Origin of the sequence: Salinibaculum rarum (assembly GCF_030505615.1) — an archaeon.
GTDB lineage: Archaea > Halobacteriota > Halobacteria > Halobacteriales > Haloarculaceae > Salinibaculum > Salinibaculum rarum.
The window spans coordinates 544,308-558,175 of the sequence record NZ_CP129992.1 but is presented as its reverse complement, the minus strand read 5'-3'; the positions used below and the strand labels follow the sequence as shown (position 1 = coordinate 558,175).

General features: G+C 65.5%; 17 protein-coding genes. 8 read left to right on the top strand and 9 right to left on the bottom strand.

What is annotated here, in order from left to right:
• Window positions 1-55 precede the first annotated feature (55 nt).
• A complete protein-coding gene (locus QYL91_RS03065) occupies window positions 56-1,390 on the top strand; it encodes a dihydroorotase (protein ID WP_302081916.1) in 1,335 nt (444 codons plus the stop codon).
• Here the strand turns inward: QYL91_RS03065 and QYL91_RS03060 are convergent.
• Both QYL91_RS03060 and QYL91_RS03055 read right to left on the bottom strand, forming a co-directional pair.
• On the bottom strand, window positions 1,381-1,803 hold the full coding sequence (locus QYL91_RS03060; RefSeq protein ID WP_302081915.1) for a hypothetical protein: 423 nt from the start codon (window positions 1,801-1,803) through the stop codon (window positions 1,381-1,383). The genes QYL91_RS03065 and QYL91_RS03060 overlap by 10 nt on opposite strands.
• Entirely contained in the window at window positions 1,804-2,604 is an 801-nt protein-coding gene (locus tag QYL91_RS03055; RefSeq protein ID WP_417750571.1) for a DUF5806 family protein, read from the bottom strand.
• On the opposite strand from QYL91_RS03055, the gene QYL91_RS03050 reads away from it, so the two are divergent.
• Complete coding sequence (locus tag QYL91_RS03050) at window positions 2,510-2,875, top strand: universal stress protein (RefSeq protein WP_302081913.1); 366 nt, start codon at window positions 2,510-2,512, stop codon at window positions 2,873-2,875. The genes QYL91_RS03055 and QYL91_RS03050 overlap by 95 nt on opposite strands.
• Window positions 2,872-3,402 (top strand): GNAT family N-acetyltransferase, encoded by a 531-nt coding sequence (locus QYL91_RS03045; protein ID WP_302081912.1) that lies wholly within the window; start codon window positions 2,872-2,874, stop codon window positions 3,400-3,402. The genes QYL91_RS03050 and QYL91_RS03045 overlap by 4 nt, the downstream gene beginning before the upstream one ends.
• Here QYL91_RS03045 and QYL91_RS03040 read toward each other — a convergent pair whose 3' ends face one another.
• A complete protein-coding gene (locus tag QYL91_RS03040; protein WP_302081911.1) occupies window positions 3,403-3,846 on the bottom strand; it encodes a universal stress protein in 444 nt (147 codons plus the stop codon).
• Between the two features lie 90 nt (window positions 3,847-3,936).
• On the opposite strand from QYL91_RS03040, the gene QYL91_RS03035 reads away from it, so the two are divergent.
• Window positions 3,937-4,413 carry a universal stress protein gene (locus QYL91_RS03035; protein WP_302081910.1) on the top strand — a complete coding sequence of 159 codons (477 nt, stop codon included), beginning with the start codon at window positions 3,937-3,939 and terminating at the stop codon, window positions 4,411-4,413.
• Between the two features lie 120 nt (window positions 4,414-4,533).
• Window positions 4,534-5,631 carry a DHH family phosphoesterase gene (locus QYL91_RS03030; RefSeq protein WP_302081909.1) on the top strand — a complete coding sequence of 366 codons (1,098 nt, stop codon included), beginning with the start codon at window positions 4,534-4,536 and terminating at the stop codon, window positions 5,629-5,631.
• 79 nt (window positions 5,632-5,710) lie between these two features.
• On the opposite strand, the gene QYL91_RS03025 is transcribed toward QYL91_RS03030, so the two are convergent.
• Window positions 5,711-6,070, bottom strand: coding sequence for a PadR family transcriptional regulator (locus tag QYL91_RS03025; RefSeq protein WP_302081908.1), 360 nt, complete (start codon window positions 6,068-6,070; stop codon window positions 5,711-5,713).
• Window positions 6,071-6,228: 158 nt separating this feature from the next.
• Here QYL91_RS03025 and QYL91_RS03020 point away from each other — a divergent pair, with 158 nt between their 5' ends.
• Window positions 6,229-6,504, top strand: a complete 276-nt coding sequence (locus QYL91_RS03020; RefSeq protein WP_302081907.1) for a hypothetical protein — start codon at window positions 6,229-6,231, stop codon at window positions 6,502-6,504.
• Between the two features lie 35 nt (window positions 6,505-6,539).
• Window positions 6,540-7,844: a histidine--tRNA ligase gene (gene hisS / locus QYL91_RS03015; RefSeq protein ID WP_302081906.1), complete on the top strand. Its 1,305-nt coding sequence runs from the start codon at window positions 6,540-6,542 to the stop codon at window positions 7,842-7,844.
• A gap of 29 nt (window positions 7,845-7,873) precedes the next feature.
• On the opposite strand, the gene nadC is transcribed toward hisS, so the two are convergent.
• The 3 genes from nadC to nadA are packed head-to-tail and all read right to left on the bottom strand — an operon-like array spanning window position 7,874 to window position 11,306.
• Window positions 7,874-8,680 carry a carboxylating nicotinate-nucleotide diphosphorylase gene (gene nadC, locus QYL91_RS03010; RefSeq protein WP_302081905.1) on the bottom strand — a complete coding sequence of 269 codons (807 nt, stop codon included), beginning with the start codon at window positions 8,678-8,680 and terminating at the stop codon, window positions 7,874-7,876.
• Window positions 8,681-8,682: 2 nt separating this feature from the next.
• Complete coding sequence (locus QYL91_RS03005; protein ID WP_302081904.1) at window positions 8,683-10,182, bottom strand: L-aspartate oxidase; 1,500 nt, start codon at window positions 10,180-10,182, stop codon at window positions 8,683-8,685.
• Between the two features lie 2 nt (window positions 10,183-10,184).
• Window positions 10,185-11,306 carry a quinolinate synthase NadA gene (nadA, locus tag QYL91_RS03000; protein WP_302081903.1) on the bottom strand — a complete coding sequence of 374 codons (1,122 nt, stop codon included), beginning with the start codon at window positions 11,304-11,306 and terminating at the stop codon, window positions 10,185-10,187.
• A gap of 320 nt (window positions 11,307-11,626) precedes the next feature.
• On the opposite strand from nadA, the gene QYL91_RS02995 reads away from it, so the two are divergent.
• Window positions 11,627-12,916, top strand: coding sequence for a hydroxymethylglutaryl-CoA reductase (locus QYL91_RS02995; protein WP_302081902.1), 1,290 nt, complete (start codon window positions 11,627-11,629; stop codon window positions 12,914-12,916).
• On the opposite strand, the gene QYL91_RS02990 is transcribed toward QYL91_RS02995, so the two are convergent.
• A complete protein-coding gene (locus tag QYL91_RS02990; RefSeq protein ID WP_302081901.1) occupies window positions 12,917-13,273 on the bottom strand; it encodes a hypothetical protein in 357 nt (118 codons plus the stop codon).
• Window positions 13,270-13,794 (bottom strand): DUF5817 domain-containing protein, encoded by a 525-nt coding sequence (locus QYL91_RS02985; protein ID WP_302081900.1) that lies wholly within the window; start codon window positions 13,792-13,794, stop codon window positions 13,270-13,272. The genes QYL91_RS02990 and QYL91_RS02985 overlap by 4 nt, the downstream gene beginning before the upstream one ends.
• Window positions 13,795-13,868: the final 74 nt, after the last annotated feature.

Genomic DNA, 13,868 nt, shown 5'->3' with positions numbered 1-13,868 from the left:
GTCGGCCACGGACGTGGTCCGGGAGACTTAGGACACCCCAGCGTCGAGAGTGGGTATGCTCATCAGGGACGCGACGCTCGCAGACGGGCGAGAGCGGGACGTCCGGGTTCGCGGCGAGTCGATTACTGCGGTCGAAGACGACCTCGACCCCGCAGAAGACGAACGGGTCGTCGATGCCAGTGGCAAGCGACTCCTGCCGGGGATGATAGACACCCACGTTCACTTCCGGGAACCGGGCTACTCGCACAAGGAGACGTGGACGACCGGCTCACAAAGCGCTGCAGCGGGCGGTGTCACGACAGTCGTCGACCAGCCCAACACCGACCCGCCGACGGTCACCGGCGCGGCCTTCGATAAGAAGGTCGAACTCGCAAACGAGTCGCTCGTCGACTTTGGCATCAATGGCGGCGTCACCGACGACTGGGACGCCGAGACGCTCTTCTCGCGGCCGCTCTTTGCACTCGGTGAGGTCTTTCTCGCGGACTCGACAGGGGAGATGGGAATCGAGACGGACCTCTTTGCCGACGCGCTCGAACGGGCAACAGCGCGTGACGTGACGGTCACGGTCCACGCCGAGGACGCCACGAAGTTCAACGTGAGCGCGAGACAGCGCGACGACGCCGACGCCTGGAGCGCCTACCGAACCGCCCAGGCCGAAGTCGAGGCGATCCGGCGCGCCTGCCAGATTGCTGCCGACGAGGGGGCACAAATCCACATCGCGCACACGAGCACGCCCGGCGGCATCGACGTCGCCAGCGAGGCGGGGATGACCTGCGAGGTGACACCCCACCACATGCTCCTCTCCCGGAACGACCTCTCCGAACTGGGTACCCACGGGCGGATGAACCCGCCGCTTCGCCGAGAGAAGCGCCGCCAGCGGGTCTACGAGAAGGTTGCCGACGGCACCGTCGACATGATAGCGACCGACCACGCGCCCCACACCAGCGACGAGAAAGACGCCGGCATCTGGGACGCACCCAGCGGCGTTCCCGGCGTCGAGACGGCGCTTCCGCTCCTCCTCGCGGAGGCTCGGAAGGGGAACCTCACCTACGAACGAGTGCGTGACCTCACCGCCGCGAATCCGGCGGCCGTCTTCGACCTCCCCGACAAGGGACTCGTCGCGGAGGGCAACGACGCCGACCTGGTACTCGTCGACACGACCACCACGAGACCGATTCGGGCAGACGCGTTGCACACCAACTGCGACTGGACTCCCTTCGAAGGGTGGGAAGCGGTCTTCCCCGAACTGACGCTCGTCCGGGGCGAAATCGTCTACGAACGCGACGCTGACGGCTCCGAGACGTTCGGCGATCCCCACGGACAGAACGTCCGCGGGCCGTCGCTCCACCAGGACACTGGAACACCGACGGACTCGACCGGTCAGGACTGACCGGACGGCGGGTCGATACTGAACGCGTCTGTCCCGCGGGCCTGCTCGATGCGGCGCCGTGGAATCGGCCCGAGAAGACCGTAGCGTGTCCGATATAGCCCCAGTCCAAGGCCCATCCCGAGCAACAGCGTGGCCGCTGGCGAGGCCACGACCGTCCACCCGAGGACGAGCACGAACCCGAGAGCGAGCGACAGCGCGAACGCGCCGATATGGGACAGCGGCCTCCGCTCGGCGACGACAGTGAGAACCGGTGTCTGCTCGGTCAGGTAGAGACTCGACCAGACGATTGTGGCGCCGAAGACGCCGATACCGATGGCCCACGCGACCGACCTGCCAGTCCCGAGCGCGCCGATGCTCGTCGCGCCGGCCGCAAGCGAGAAATCGACGGTGAGCACCCGGGTCCGGACGTTCATCTACTCGGTCTCGATGTGGTGGCCACACTCCGGGCAGGTCACGTCGTCGTGACGAAGGGCGGCGCTGTGCTCGCGGACCTCCCGCATCACTTCCGAGACGTCGTCTTCGGCCTGGAGTTCCTCCTCGACCGAGAGGTCGACGCCCTCGACTTCGAGCAGGAACTTCGCGACTTCGGTGGCCTCATACATCACGTCGTCGAGTTCCTCCGCGGTGAAAAAGTCGGACATCGCCCCGTAGAGGAATGTCGCGCCCGCGGTCCGGACTTTCTCCTCGAAGGAGTGGCGGGCCTGGTTGACCGCCTGTGGGGAGTAGGTGTCGGTCATGAAGGGGACGAGTTCGGGCAGGTGCTCGCCAATCTTTGTCATCTCGACGCCCGTCTCGGTCCGGAAGTCGGCACAGAGGCGGGCGATGGCCCACTCGCGGGCGGTGATGTAGGTCCGCTCGCGGAGGAATTCGTTGGCACGGTCGTACGTGCTCCCGTCGATTTTCGTAAACCGGTCGTAGGTGCGAACGTCCTCGGGGATGCCCGGGCTGGCGTCGCCTGTCTCCTGGTCGTCGGTGTCGTCGCCTTCCCCACCCGCGGCGTGCTGGACGGCGTCGTCTGCTGGCCCGGAGTCGTCTGTCATGCGCGTTGGTGGGAGCCGATACCGAAAAAGGGTGTCGCCGCTCCGGGAGGCTTTTGACTGTCGGCTTCGACGCATCTGTATGCACATCCTGCTCGGTGTCGGCGAGGAGGACCGTTCGCTTCGGGCGCTGGACGAGACTGTCCAGCGCGCCCGGGCGGCCGGTGACGACCTCACTGTCGCTGTCTACAGTGACGCCGACGGAGACACACTGGCGGACGTAGAGGCGGACGTTCAAGACCGACTCGACGAACTCGGATTCGAGGCGCCGGTCCGACAACTCGAGGGCGACCCGGGGAGTTCGCTCGTGGCGCTGGCCGAAAACGAGCAGTTCGACCGCATCGCGCTGGCCGGCGGCCACCGCAGCCCACTCGGAAAGATACAACTCGACCCGGTGTCTGAGTTCGTTCTGTTGAACGCGAGTACGACGGTGACTCTAGTCAGATGACTCCCGAATTCCCAGATGAGCCGGTCGACGACTTCCCGACACCGCCCCGCGAGTTCACCGACGCTGAGGGGCGTGACATCGTCGTCGAACGGGTCGACAGTGATGCTATCGACGACCTGTGTGAGATGTATGCCGATTTCAACCCCGAAGACCGCGCACAGGGTGTGCCGCCGGTCCGCGAAGACGCTATCGAAGAGTGGCTCGAGAACGTCGTCGACGATGACTGCCTGAACGTCGTCGCGTTCTACGACGGCGACGCCGTCGGCCACGCGATGTTGGTTCCCGACACGACGGGTGCCTTCGAACTCGCAATTTTCGTCCTCCGCGAGTACCAGGGTGCGCTTATCGGGACCGAACTCGTCCGGTCGCTCCTGGGGTGGGGCCAGGAAGAGGGCATTACGCGGGTCTGGCTGTCCGTCGAACGGTGGAACGACCCCGCGGTCAGACTCTACGAGAAGGTCGGCTTCGAGACGACAGACAGCGCCAGTTTCGAACTCGAAATGGCGATTCGGCTGGCCGAGACGTAATCAGACCGAGAGAACGGGCTGGCTCGCGTACTCGAGAACGTAGAGTGCGGCTTTGCCAAGCGTCGCATCGAGCTGGTCGGTCTCGACTTCGCGTGGAATCACCAGAAAGTCAGCGTCGAGTTCGTCGGCGGCGTCGAGGATGACACTGCCCGGTGTCTGGGTGAGCCGCTGAGCGGAAAAGCCAGCCGCAGAGCTGTTCGAGAGGCCGATACTGTCGTCAAGCTGCTCGCGGACCCGGTCGGTGAACGCACGGTGTTCCTCGGCTACCGCCTCGGCGGTCACGTCGCCGGTCTCGATACCGCGAGCGACCCGCTCGTCTAAGACGTGTAGGAGATGCATATTCGCACCGTAGCGGTCGGCGACCGCGATCGCGTAGTCGACAGCGCGTTCGCTCTCGTCGCTGGTGTCGACCGGCGCGAGCACGAGGTCGAGTTCGACGCCCATCACAGTCACATCGTTGGGGCACCGGCAAAAAGCCGCCGGTCGGTGGCGAAACCGGGCGGCTTTTTTAACCCGCCGGTGGTACGGGTAGGTATGTTCGAGACGGTCGTCATCGCAACGGACGGGTCAGAGAGTGCCGAACGCGCCGTCCGGATGGCGCTCGATATTGCCGACCGATTCGAGGCGACTGTCCACGCCCTTTCCGTCGTCGACGCCGGTGACGTCGCTGCCTCGCCGGACGAACTCCGCGACGACCTCGAAAACGCGCTTACCACCGCCGGCGGGGAGGCGGTCGAAGCCGTCGAAACGCGCGCGTCGGAGGAGGTACCTGACTGTAACGTGGTCACTGCTGTCGAGGAGGGTGACCCAGTAGAGACAATCACGGACTACGCCGACGACAACGACGCGGACGTCATCGCGATGGGCACCCGCGGCCGTCACGGCGACCACGCGTTCCTGCTCGGGAGCGTCGCCGAGGGCATCGTCCGTCACTCGAAGACGCCCGTTCTCACGGTTCGACAGCTCAGCGACGACGAAATCGAGGAAGACCTCGGCGCGGCGATGGACTGAGACGGCCGGTCGGCTCTTTGTCCGGCACTTTTTCGCATCTCGGCACCTCTCGGAAGTGATAGACCACCGACCAGACGATGGGACCGAGGCCTTCTTTGTAGCTCGCCCGTTCGACGGTGTATGGACGACTGGCTCATCGACGACGACCGGCTCTCTATCGGACGGAAGTCTGTTCTCCCCGGGACGGGGTTTTTCCGCCCGGACTCTATCGAGGAAGAACAGGCCGAACGCGAGGCAGCGGAGACGCTCGCGGACGCGAACGTGGTTGTCATCGCAGACCCCGACGCCGACGGCCTCGCGTGTACCGCGCTGGTCCGTGTCGCTCGCGGCGAGGGGGCGCTCTTGCCCGCTGGGCCACACGAACTCGAAGAGGCCATCGAGTGGACCAGCGAGTACGCAGAACCCACCGCCGACGTGTTCGTCTGTGACCTCTGTCCCGACAGCGAGTACGACGTCGCCGACGTGAGTGCGCTGGTCGAGCGCGTCGACAGTGTCACCTGGTACGACCACCACCAGTGGAACCCGGAGCTCGCGGCGACGGTCCGCGACGCCGGCGTCGACCTCACCGTCGGTGACAGCGACGAGGTCTGTACCGCCGACGTTGCACTCGCCGAACTCGACTACGACTTCGAAGAGCAGTACGCCGACCTCGCAGCGGTGACCCGCGACCACGACCTCTGGATTCGTGAGGACCCCCGCTCCGACGATATCGCGGATTACGCCTACTGGGCCGAACCCGAGGAGTACATCGAGACGGTGCTGGCCCACGGCGCGGACCTCCCGCCCGAAGTCGAGGAGTACCTCGCCGAGAAGCGCGTCGAGAAGGAGGCGCTGATAGAGAAAGCCGTCGAGCGTGCGGAACTCCGCGAGGTCGACGAGTGGACCGTCGGTGTCACGTACGGCCGGTGCTCGCAAAACGAGGTCGCCGAGGCGCTCCGCGAGCAGGGCTCGGACGCCGCCGTCATCGTCAAACCCGCCGGCAGTGCCTCGATTCGCGGCACCGAGAACTTCGAGCGGTGTCACGAGGTCGCCGCGCAGGTCAACGGTGGCGGTCACCCGAAAGCCGCCGGCTGCAAGCCCGATATTTACGACGACATGCTCGATTACGCCCACCACTGGTCGACCCGCGGTGCGGTGGCAAAACAGGCGATTATAGACGCGTTCAAGCGACTGCCGGCGGAGGACGACGAGGGTTCCGAGACCGAGACAGAGACGTAGCTGCGCCGGTCCGTGCTGACGGGGACAAGCGGGGCTGTGCGGTCGGGAGTGTCGAAGGGGAGAGTCCGAAAACGGGTCGTTACTCGGCGCGCGCGAGCAGTTCTTCCAGGTCAGCCCGGCGCTCGTCGCTGGTGTTGAGCTTCGAGACGGTCCACTCGATGTCGTCGAGCAGTGCCTCGTAGCCCTCGTCGGTGAGCGTGTACTCGTTGGTTCGCTTGTCACGTTCGCTCTTCTTTACGAGTCCCTCCGCGACGAGGTCGTCGAGGTTGGGGTAGAGTCGGCCGTGATTGACGTCCGTGTCGTAGTAGGTCTCGAGTTCGCGCTTGATAGCGAGCCCGTAGCGAGCCTCTTCCGCGAGAACGGTAAGAATCGTCTGCTGAAACGCGGTCAGTTCTGGTGTGACGTCGGGAGTCTTCGATGCAGATTGTGCCTCTGACATGCAACTGTTCGTTGTATTTGCAGACACCTATACATGTCACCTATATACTTTGAACTGGCCCGGTGGCCTCATCTAGCATGTGAGTGTGTTGAGGTGTGACACACCTGCGTTCGGGCCACAACGGGTGTTTCTATGGGGGACCCACTCGGAGTGCCGGTATGGACTGGAAGGTACTGCGTGCGTACGTCGACCACTTTCTGCCCCGCGAGGTGATCGGCCCGGTCGTCATCGTGTTTTCGCTCGAAGGCGTCGTCGATGGTCTCTTTAATCTGTACGTTCCCGACGGCTACGAGACTCTCGGGTGGGCCGTCGTCTTTCTCCTGTCGCTTGCGCTTATCGCCTACTGGGGTGCGACCGACGAGGAGGCACGCGAGGAACTGGACGACCGAATCGAGGAGATACAGACCGAAGCGGACACAGAAGAGTCGCCATAGAAGCTTTCAAGCGCGCCCTGGTCGAACCCCGGGACATGTACGACCGCATCAAGGGCTTTCGTGACTTCTACCCCGCGGAGATGCAGGCCCGACGGCAGGTCATCGACACCGTCGAAGACACTGCCACGGCCTACGGCTTCCGTGAAATCGGGACGCCCGCGCTCGAACCGACCGAGATGTACGTCGACAAGAGCGGCGAGGAAATCGTCGAAGAACTCTACGCCTTCGAGGACCGGGGCGGCCGCGAGGTGGCACTGACGCCCGAGCTCACCCCGAGCGTCGCGCGGATGTTCGTCGAAAAACAGCAGGAACTCTCCAAGCCCGTCAAGTGGGTCTCGACGCGTCCCTTCTGGCGCTACGAGGAACCACAGCAGGGCCGCTTTCGCGAGTTCTACCAGACCAACGTCGACATCTTCGGCTCTGCCGACCCCGCGGCCGACGCCGAGATTCTCGCCGTCGCCGCCGACGCACTCTCTGCGCTTGGCCTCTCCGACGACGATTTCGACTTCCAGGTCTCTCACCGCGACATCCTCGGTGGCCTCCTGGAGTCGTTCGACGCCGACGTGGACACCACCGCGGCGATTCGGGCCGTCGACAAGCGCGCGAAAGTCGACGACGACGAGTACTTCCGCCTGCTTTCGGCGGCGGGCCTCTCCGACTCGCAGGCTGTGGAGTTCGACGACCTGCTCGAGACACCCGAGGACGAACTCGAGGACCTCGTCGCCTTCGCCGGGACCGACCGCGTCGAGGCCGCCGTCGAGAACCTCAAGAACGTGCTCGACGCCGCCACGGACTTTGGCGTCCGGGAGAACTGCACGCTCTCCTTGACGACCGCGCGCGGCCTCGACTACTACACCGGCGTCGTCTTCGAGTGTTTCGACTCCACCGGCGAGGTGTCGCGGTCGGTCTTTGGCGGCGGCCGCTACGACGACCTCATCGAAGGATTCGGCGGACAGCCCACGCCTGCGGTCGGTTTCGCGCCGGGGCACGCGACGCTGGGATTGCTCTGTCAGCGCGCCGGCGTCTGGCCAGCGGAAGAACTCTCGACTGACTACTACGTCCTGCAGGTGGGCGACACTCGTGACGTGGCCGCACGCATCGCGCGGGACCTGCGCGGTCTGGGCCACGTCGTCGAGTCGGACATCTCCGGACGGAGCTTCGGTGCCCAACTCGATTACGCCGACTCAATCAACGCCGAGACGGTCGTCATCGTCGGCGAACAGGACCTGGAAAACGACGAAGTGACGGTCAAAGACATGGAAAGTGGCGACCAGACGACCGCGCCCGTCGACGGATTCCCCGGCGACCACGACCGCCCGACCTTCGAGGACTTCGCCTGACAACGAGTCGGTACTGCGTCTGCCCGTCCCTACCCCGTCCGAAACGAGTAATCAAGCGTCGGCGCGGAGTGGGTAAGACTCCCCATCGAGATGATGTCGACGCCCGTCGTCGCGTAGTCCGGGACGTCCGCGACGGTGATGCCGCCGCTGGCTTCGGCGAGCGTCCCCGCGGGGAGCGCGTCGACGGCCTCACTGACCGCTTCTGGTGTCATATTATCCAGGAGGACGATGTCCGCGCCGGCCTCGGCCGCCCGCGGCGCGTCGGCGGGCGTTTCGACCTCGACCTCGATTTTCGTGGCGAACGAGACGCGCTCGCGGAAGTGCTCGATAGCCCCCGAGAGTCCCATCTCGGTGACGTGGTTGTCCTTGACCATCACCATGTGAGAGAGGTCCAGCCGGTGGGTGTCGCCGCCGCCGGCGACGACGGCGCGCTTCTCGATGCCGCGCAGCCCGGGCGTCGTCTTGCGGGTCCCAGCGATACGAACGCCGTCGGCGACTTCGTCGGCGTTCGCTACTGCTTTCCGGGTCTTCGTCGCGATGCCGGACGCGTGTCCGGCGACGTTGACCGCGACGCGCTCACCGCGGAGTACGTCCCGAGCTGCGCCGCTGGCGGTGAGAACGGTCTCGCCGGTGGCAATCGACTCGCCGTCTTCGACTGTCATCTCGCAGTCGACACCGAGATAGTCGAAGACAGAACTGGCGGCGTCGAGACCGGCCGCGACGCCCGACTCTTTGGCGACGAGTCGCCCCGTCGTCTCGCCGGGCACCTGATTGGTCACGTCGTGGTGGCCCACGTCCTCGCGGAGCCACGCCTCGATTTGGGAATCCGTGAGCATCGTCAGTCGGCGTCGGCCGCCGGGGCGTCCCCTTCCTCGACGAGGTAGTGACAGCCCACGGATTCTGTGTTCTCAGCAGCGGCCCGGGCAATGAGCAGGGAGACGACCGACGCCGAACGGAGTTCGTACAGCGACCGGGAGGTCCGAGTGCGCGCATACGCGTCGACTTCGCCTTTCAGCCGGCGGAGCACCGCCTGCGCGCGCTGGAGACCGTCGGTCGTGCGCTCGATGCCGACCTGTTCGTCCATCACGCGCCGGAGGCGGTGGAACTTCTCGTGGGCGAAGTTGTCCGGGAGCGCCGGGTCCCGGTCGAGCAGTTCCGGGGCCTCGATTTCCTGTGGTTCGTACCCCGTCGCAGCCGCTCCCGCTCGTCGACCCCAGACGAGTCCCTCCAGCAGCGACGTACTCGCGAGGCGGTTCGCGCCGTGGACCCCCGTTCGGGCACACTCCCCGACGGCGTACAGCCGGTCGAGGGTCGTCTGGCCCTGGTCGTCCACGTCGATGCCGCCACAGAGGAAGTGCTCGGCCGGTGCGACCGGAATCTCCGGAAGTACGACACCGTTGGCGGCGCACTTCTCGGCGAGGTCCGGGAACTCACTCTCGAAGTCGATGTCGGAGACGTCCAGTACGACCTCGCCCGTCTCTTCTCGCTCCGTTTTGACAGCGCGAGCGACCACGTCGCGCGGCGCGAGTTCGGCGTCGGCGTGGTAATCCGGCATGAACCGCTCGCCGTCGCCGTTCCTGAGAATTGCACCCTCGCCGCGGACGGCCTCGCTGATGAGGAACGTCTCTTCACCATCGCCGTCGTATGCGGTCGGGTGGAACTGCACGTACTCCATGTCCGCAACGTCTGCGCCAGCGAGTGCGGCCATCGCGATGCCGTCGCCGGTGGCGTCGGCGGGGTTGGTCGACCGCGGGTAGAGCGCGCCGATGCCGCCGGTCGCGAGTACCGTGGTCCCGGCGAAGGTCGGTGCCCACTCGCCGTCGTGCTCGAGCATCGCACCGTACACTCGTCCCTCGTGTCGAATCAGCTTGAGCGCGGCGGTGTCTTCGTGAATCATCACGTCCGTCTCGTCGGCGACGTAGTTCAAGAATGGGACGTGGACGTGTCTGCCCGTCGCCGCGTCGACGTGGAGGATGCGCGGCTCGTCGTGGGCGGCTTCCTGGCCGTAATCGTACCCGTCGCCGTTCGTGTCGAACTCGATACCGAGTGTCTCGACGAGGATGTCGCGGACGGCGTCGTCCGCCTCGTCGACGAGTGTGTCGACCGCATCGGGGTCGGCGGTTCCCGCAGCGGCGTCGTGGATGTCGGCGGCGAACTGCTCTGGGTCGTCGCGGGTGACGGCGATGCCGCCCTGTGCCCACCACGTCGAGGCTTCTTCGGGGCGTTCGGCTTTCGTCACGAGCGTCACGTCGGCACCCTCGCTGTCGGCTTCGAGCGCGGCCGCGAGCCCGGCGATGCCCGCACCGACGACGAGGACGTCTGTAGTCTGTGTCTCCATGGTTAGATTTCCAGCATCCGGTCGAGTGCGACCTGTGCGAGTTCCTTCTCCTCCGGTGCGACCTCGATGACGTTGCGCTCGCGACCCTCGACGAGTTCTTCGAGCACCCACGTCAGGTAGTTGGGGTCGATCTGGCGCATCGCGTTACAGTCCATACACGCGTCGCCACAGAGCGGCAGGACGTTCACGTCGGGGTGCCACCGCGAGAGGTGGTTGGTGAGGTGGATTTCCGTGCCGATAGCCCACGTCTCGCCGGGGTCGGCGTCCGCGACGGTTTCGGTAATCGTCGAGGTGGAGCCGACCACGTCGGCCGCTTCGACGACTTCGCGGCGACACTCGGGGTGGACGACGACGTTGGCATCGGGGTGCTCGTCGCGGACCTGTTCGATGTGGTCGGTCCGGAACCGTTCGTGAACCTGGCAGTACCCCTCCCAGAGGATGATGTCGTTACTGGTCGCCTCCTCGGCGGTGACGCCCTCGGGGTCCCAGGGGTCCCACTCGACGATTTCCTCGGCCATGCCCAGCCGGTGGGCAGTGTTCTCCCCGAGGTGCTTGTCCGGCAAGAAGAGTACCTTGTCGCCCTTCTCGAAGGCGTACTCGAAGGCCTTGTGGGCGTTCGAGGAGGTACAGACCAGCCCGCCCTGTTCGGCACAGAACGCCTTCAGGTCGGCGTAGCTGTTCATGTACGTAATCGGGATGATGTCCTCGTCGGTGGCCGCCGTGAGTTCGGCCCACGCGGCGTCGACCTGGAGGGCCTCGGCCATCCCCGCCATCGGACAGGACGCTTCCATGCTCGGCAGGATGACCGACTGGCTGTCGTCGGTGATGATGTCCGCAGATTCGGCCATGAAAGTGACGCCGCCGAAGATGACATAATCGGCGTCGGCGTTGGCCGCTTCCTTCGAGAGCTGGTAGGAGTCACCGATGAAATCGGCGTGTTCGACGATTTCCCGGCGCTGGTAGTTGTGGCCGAGAATGACCACGTCGTCGCCGAGTTCGGCCAGTGCTGCCTCGATGCGCTCCGTTCGTTCGTCCTCGTCTAAGTCCCGGTAGGCCGGCGGGAGCTGTTCGAGGTTGTCGTACTTGAAGAGGCTCAGGTCCGTTTCGAACTGCGCTGTTTCCATTTCTGGCACGGTTGTCCACCTGGTGGTGACCTGAGCTTACGGAACACATCTTTGAAAAGATTTTGTATTCAATACTCGCGACCGGTTGATTTTTCGAGCCCAACGTACGGTATTGGCAACTCGGAGACTGCAAATATTGACAGCGTGTGACAGTCGATTCTGACATCTGTCCGCCCACCTCGCAGATTTTAAGAACATTATATACACGAGCCGATACGACCTCCTATCATTGAAATTTTGGCAGTCAGTGTCGCACACGGTCCCCACAGCGGGTTCGCAGAATGGCAGGGCTTAGGGGACCGGCCCTCGACGATTCGTGCATGACAGACCCTGCCGACCTCGCCGACCGTGTGCTGGCTGGTGAGCTTCGCCTCTACGAACTCGACGAGCACGCCGACGCCGAGACGGCGGCCGCCGCCCGGCGGCACCTCGTCGAAGCAGAGACCGGCGTCGACCTCGATGCCGTCGCCGACTACACCTTCGACGCCGACGCCGTGGACGCAAACGTCGAGAATCTCGTCGGCGGCGCCCAGATTCCGATGGGTGTCGCCGGCCCGGTCCCCGTCGACGGCGGCGCGGCCGACGGCGAGTACTACCTCCCGATGGCGACCACCGAGGGCGCGCTCGTCGCCAGCGTCAACCGCGGCCTCTCGGCGATTCGGGCCGCCGGGGGCGCCACCGCCCGCGTCACCGACTCGGGGATGACCCGCGCGCCCGTGTTTCGGGTCGAGGGCATCGCCGAGGCCGAACGCGTCGTCGAGTGGGTCCGCGACAACGAAGAGTCACTCCGCGAGGCCGCCGAGTCGACGACCAGCCACGGCGAACTGACCGCCGTCGACCCCTACGTCGTCGGAGACAGCGTCTTCCTCCGCTTCGTCTACGACACCAAAGACGCGATGGGGATGAACATGGCGACCATCGCCACCCGCGAGGCCAGCGAACTCGTCGAGGAAGAGACCCCGGCCTCGCTGGTCGCACTCTCGGGGAACCTCTGTTCGGACAAGAAACCCGCCGCCATCAACGCCATCGAGGGCCGTGGTCGCTCGGTCACGGCCGACGTGGTACTCCCCCGCGAGTACGTCGAGGAGATGCTGAAGACCACGCCCGAGGCGATGGTCGAAGGCAACACGCGGAAGAATTTGATTGGCAGTGCCAAGGCCGCCTCGCTTGGCTTCAACGCCCACGCCGCAAACACCGTCGCCGCCGTCTTCCTCGCGACTGGACAGGACCCGGCACAGGTCGTGGAAGGCGCAAACGCCATCACGACGATGGAAGTCCGGGAGCGCGAGGACGAACGCAGTGAGTCCTCGTCAGACGTGAGCGGGGAGCAGACGCGACCCGCGAACCGCGGGGACAGCGAGGGTGACCTCTATGCCAGTCTCTCCTTTGCCTCGCTGGAGGTCGGGACCGTCGGCGGCGGCACGAAACTCCCCACCCAGTCGGAGGCCCTCGACGTGCTCGGACACGCGGGCGGGGGCGAACCCGCGGGCGCAAACGCCGACGCGCTCGCTGAACTCATCGCCGTCGGCGCGCTGGCCGGCGAACTCTCGCTGGTCGCGGCGTTTACCTCCCGGCATCTCGCGAGCGCCCACGAAGAACTCGGCCGGTAATTACGGCTCTCGACGATTCATCTCCACGAACAGGAAGACGGCCCCGCCGACGACGACGGCGAGTCCGAGCAGCCAGAGGAGACCCCCGCCCAGTGCCGTCCCGACGACTAACAGCGTCCAGCCCAGTCCGGCGACGCCGTGGACCATCGCGGCCGTCGAGTCGCCCTGCCAGTAGAACAGGACCGCACCGAGGTCGAGTGCGAACGCCAGCACGACGAACGAAACCGCCGCAATCGGCACGTCGACGCCACCGACCACGATTGGCTGGACCAGGGGCTGTGCCAGAAAGAGCACGCCGGCAAGCGCCATGAACGCACCGACGACCAGCGGCGCCGGGTCGAGTTCGCGGACGTTCATAGCAGGCGATACCGGCCGCCACTCTCTGTTGCCTCGCCCGCGCGGACGAGTTTCTGGAGGGTCTTGCGGGTGTACTCGGCGGGGACGCCCCGCTCGCTCGCGTAGGCGACGACCGCCGCCTCGTCGGGGCTGTCGAGGGTCCGGAGCGCGTCCGTGACTGTCTCCCGTCGGCTCTGACTGCCGCCGGACCCGCGTTCTGTCCGGTCGGCTGCTGCGGCGACTTCGTCGGTGTCGATACCGGACGCCTGGAGGTACGTCTCGTCGTCGATACCGGCGTCGTCGACGTAGCTGTCCATCTCCGCGAAGGAATCCAGGCCGGCGAAGGCATCGCCCATGTCCTGCCGGGTCGCCAGCATCGAGGACCGGACCTCGCGGGCGTGGTCCTCGTCTTCGGTGGTGACGAACTCCCGGCGTTTCTTGTACTGTCTCGTGGTTCCACAGCGGGGACACTGACTCGTTTCGGGTCGCCCCTCGACAATCCAGAGGGCAGAACACTCGCCGCAACCGACGACGGCGTACATACCCGATTTTGGGAGGCAGCGAGCAAGAATGCACCGCTCTCCCCACTCTCGGACCACAAGGCGCTTTGCAGTAC